Here is a 4,100-nt window from a genome sequence, read left to right as displayed (position 1 = left end):
CCCGGAGACCTTCTCGAAGTCATGAGCGAAGAGGATGCCCGAAAGGAGTTCGGACTCGATTGGTCCGCCGAGGATTAGAGGGCGGTCGTACTCGCCCTGCACACGGGGATGCGAATCGGCGAGGTCTGCGGCCTTCGGTGGTGCGATGTGGATTTCGAGACGGGCCTGATCTCGATCAGACACTCGGTGGCGTACGCGAAGGGAATGGGTTCGTTCATCAAGGACACCAAGACCCATGACGCCAGGGGTATCCCCATCGACCCGGTCGGCCTACTCCCCTTCCTGAAGGAGACCCACGAGATCGACTGCGGAAAGCTGCGCTTGCGCGGCCTTACCGGGGCGGTCGAGATCGGGGACTGCTACATCCTGTCGGAGCCGGGCGCGACCTTCGCGACGACAAGCTATATCCGCAGGGCGTTCAAGACGTTCTCGGAGACCAACGGCCTCATGGGCACCAACGACGAGCTGATCACGTTCCACGGCCTTCGCCACACGTTCGCAACGCAGTGGATCCGCCAAGGCGGCGATATCAAGGCGCTCCAATCGATCCTCGGCCACAAGGACGCCATGGCGACGCTCAACGTCTACGCCGACATCGAGCCCATCTCCAAAATCCATAACATGCTGCGCGCCACGCCGTGCCTTTGGCGCGGGCACCTCGGGCCGAGGGTCGATCCGGGTCCCATGTTCCAACAGAGGATCCAGGAGTCCATCGAGACGCTCCAGGCGTTCGGCTACGGCATCACCGAGCCGGACGACCGAAATATCGCCATACGCGACGTGAAGACGAACAGTTGGCTCTAGCTCACCGAGTACGCGGCAGTGCTGGGCCCATCCCAACTGAGGTCACGGTGGTCCGATAGGGGCGCCGCCCGCGGCATGCGCCGCGGAGCGGTATCCCCTACCGAAGGGCGGGGATGCCCTCCGCTTCCAGTTCGGAATCAGCCGTCGGAGGCGTTCGGCTGACTGCGGGAACGGCCTGTCCGCTCAATGTGTTCGGCTGAGATCGGAAATCAACCCAACACGAGCCGGACACGCGCCAGACGGCTCTTCCCCGTACGGCCTTCCCCCTTACGCTCATGTTGCAGGCATGTAACGCCGCAGCGAGCGCGCCTTTTTTGCGCCAGACAGGTACAATGATGAACACTGTACCGTAGCGGAGCGCCCCGCGCGCGCCGCAATCACGCGAAAGGGTTTCCCATGGCCGAGATCTCGTCCTCCCGTATCGTCATCACCGTCCTTGGCAAGAACCGCCCCGGTATCGTCGCCGGCGTCACCCGTGTTCTGGGCGAGGCCAACGTCGACATCCGCGACATTACGCAGTCCATTATCGAGGACATCTTCACCATGACCATGCTGGCCGACACCGCCGAGTCCAAGCTCGACTTCGCCGAGCTGCAGAAGGCCCTGGCCGAGGCAGGCGAGCTTTCGGGCGTCAACGTGTCCATTCAGCGCGAGGACGTTTTTAACTTTATGTACCGCCTGTAGCGAACAAGCCGCTCGGGGCAGCTTGACGTCATATCGTCCAAGCGCGCGGCCCCAAAGCGGACCGGAGAGGAGCGCGCATGGCCTACGACGCCAAGAAAATCTACTACCGCTTCGACGATCACCTGAGCCGCCTGGTTCTGGATTACGAGGCGAGCCGTCAGATTTCGCCCGAAAGCGAAAACCTCTACCACGGCCTGCCGACCGCCCCGTACGACGAGGACCTGTTCGTAGAGCACAACGTCAAGCGCGGCCTGCGCAATGCCGACGGCTCGGGCGTGGTCGCGGGTCTCACCCGTATCTCGGATGTGCATGGCTACAACAAGGTCGACGGAAAGGTCGTGCCCGATCAGGGCAAACTCACGCTTCGTGGCTACAGCATCGAGGACTTGGTCAACAACGCCCAGGCCGAGGATCGCTATGGCTACGAAGAGGTCGCCTACCTGCTCATCACGGGCTCTCTGCCCACCAAGGAAGAGCTTGACGGTTTTTGCGAACGTCTGGGCGCTTTTAGGCACCTGAGCGACGAGTACGTCCGCGAGTTCCCCATGACCACGGTGTCGTCGAGCATCATGAATGTGCTTCAGCGCGCCGTGCTGCTGCTCTACGCCTTCGACGCCGAGCCCGACGCCATAACACCCGAGCACGAAATCGACGTCGCCATCTCCATGCTCGCCCGTCTCCCCCGCATCGCCGCCTTCGCGCATATGGCCTCGGTCGCCAAACGCCGCGGCTCCGAGGTTCATGTACCGCACCCCACACCCGGCCTCTCCACCGCTGAGACCATCCTGCAGGTGCTCCGCGGCGGCATGGCATTCACCCGCGACGAAGCCATGCTGCTCGACGTGATGCTCATGCTGCATGCCGAGCATGGCGGCGGCAACAACTCCACGTTTGCCTGCCGCGTGCTGTCCTCCTCGGCTACCGACCCGTATTCCGCCTACGCCGCGGCCATCGGCTCGCTCAAGGGCCCGCGCCACGGCGGCGCCAACGCCAAGGTCGTGTCCATGCACGAGGACATCCGTGCGCATGTCTCCAATTGGGAAGACGAGGACGAGGTCGCGGCCTACCTGGGCAAGATCCTCGACAAGCAGGCCTTCGACGGCACGGGCCTCATCTACGGCATGGGCCACGCCGTCTATACGCTCAGCGACCCGCGCGCCGAGGTCTGCCGCCGTTACGCGCGCTCACTGGCAGCCAAGAAGGACTTGGGCGAAGAGTTCGCACTCATCGAGCGCATCGAGCGCCTGGCACCGCAGGTGATGCGCGACCACGGCATGACCAAGCCCATCTGCGCCAACATCGACCTGTACACGGGCTTTATCTACAAGATGCTCGGCGTGCCCGAGACGCTCTTTACGCCGCTGTTCGCCGTCGCCCGCATGGCCGGCTGGTCTGCGCACCGCATGGAAGAGCTCTTCTGCGCGCACCGCATCATCCGTCCCGCGTATCGCCCGGTTATCGAGCCGCTGGAGTACAAGCCGCTCGCCGATCGTTAGGACACAGACCGTTATAGAACCCAAGCGTGGCCAGGGCATCACCGCCCTCGGCCACGCTTTTTATGCCAGTAGAAAGGATTGCAGCGAATGATTGTGTTTTCCGATATGGATGGAACGCTGCTGACGAGTGATAAGCAGATGAGCGACGCCACCTGGGCAATGCTCGACGATCTCGCTCGACGTGGGATTGAGTTTGTGCCCTGCACGGGGCGTCCTCTGTCGGGCATCTTTGAGCCCATCCTCGCCCACCCCGCCGTACACTACGCGGTCTGCGCCAACGGTGCCAGCGTCTGGCAGCTCGACGACGTTGTGCCCACCGATGCCTCGCGCGCCACGCGCATTTTGAGCCGACCGCTCGACCGCGCCATCGCCCACCGCGTCCATAGCATTGCAGCCGGCCACGATGTGACCTTCGATATCTTCGCGGATGGACAGTGCTTCCTCCCCCGTTCGCTATACGGGCGTCTGGATGAGTTCTGCGGCGGCGACCCCCACATCGCGGCTTCGCTCAAGCGCACACGAACACCGATCGACATGGATATCGACAGCAAGATCGATGAGGTCGAGACGCTCGAACGCATCGCCATGTACTGGCACGACCCGGCCGATCGCGACGCCATCGCGGCGGCGCTCGACACGCTCGGAGGCATTGAGATCACGCGTTCTTACGCCATGAATATCGAGGTCATGGGCGAGGGCACCACCAAGGGGACGGCCCTCACGTGGCTGTGCGAGCACCTGGGCGAGCGTCTCGCCGACGCCTGGGCGTTCGGCGACAACATCAACGACATCCCCATGCTGCAGGCAGCGGGACACGGCATGGCCATGATCAACGCCGAGCCCGAGGACCGCGACGCCGCCGACGCCATCACCGAGTTCGACAACGACCACGACGGCGTCGCCCGCACCATCATGGCCGCCCTCGCCTAGTCATTGGGGACGTTCTTAAACGACTAGTCATTGGGGACGTTCTTAAACGACTAGTCGTTGGGGACACTCTTCGCAAAAAGCTGCAAGGACTGTCCCCCACTGCCGGCAGAGACGATATGAGCAGGACATAAAAACATTGAGAGCCCCTGCTGCATGAAAGACCGCGGATTAGGCCGACAATGGTGA

At 62.9% G+C, this 4,100-nt stretch carries 5 protein-coding genes; 4 read left to right on the top strand and 1 reads right to left on the bottom strand.

Going from position 1 to position 4,100, the window contains the following annotated elements; translation table 11 throughout:
- Positions 1–183 (bottom strand): hypothetical protein (locus AB5Z25_RS10380; RefSeq protein ID WP_368135528.1); only part of this gene is annotated, 183 nt, incomplete at its 3' end.
- On the opposite strand from AB5Z25_RS10380, the gene AB5Z25_RS10375 reads away from it, so the two are divergent.
- The 4 genes from AB5Z25_RS10375 to AB5Z25_RS10360 all read left to right on the top strand — a co-directional run bounded on the left by AB5Z25_RS10375 (position 109) and on the right by AB5Z25_RS10360 (position 3,914).
- Positions 109–804, top strand: a complete 696-nt coding sequence (locus AB5Z25_RS10375; RefSeq protein WP_035137432.1) for a site-specific integrase — start codon at positions 109–111, stop codon at positions 802–804. The two genes, AB5Z25_RS10380 and AB5Z25_RS10375, sit on opposite strands and share 75 nt — an antisense overlap.
- 396 nt (positions 805–1,200) lie before the next feature.
- A complete protein-coding gene (locus tag AB5Z25_RS10370) occupies positions 1,201–1,488 on the top strand; it encodes an ACT domain-containing protein (protein WP_006235289.1) in 288 nt (95 codons plus the stop codon).
- A 77-nt stretch (positions 1,489–1,565) separates the two neighbouring features.
- A complete protein-coding gene (locus tag AB5Z25_RS10365; protein ID WP_368135523.1) occupies positions 1,566–2,984 on the top strand; it encodes a citrate synthase in 1,419 nt (472 codons plus the stop codon).
- A gap of 87 nt (positions 2,985–3,071) precedes the next feature.
- Positions 3,072–3,914 carry a Cof-type HAD-IIB family hydrolase gene (locus tag AB5Z25_RS10360; protein WP_368135521.1) on the top strand — a complete coding sequence of 281 codons (843 nt, stop codon included), beginning with the start codon at positions 3,072–3,074 and terminating at the stop codon, positions 3,912–3,914.
- Positions 3,915–4,100 lie beyond the last annotated feature (186 nt).

Origin of the sequence: Collinsella aerofaciens, from assembly GCF_040910325.1 — a bacterium.
GTDB lineage: Bacteria > Actinomycetota > Coriobacteriia > Coriobacteriales > Coriobacteriaceae > Collinsella > Collinsella aerofaciens_BL.
The sequence above is the reverse complement of the archived record's forward strand: the minus strand, read 5'-3'. Positions and strand labels throughout refer to the sequence as shown.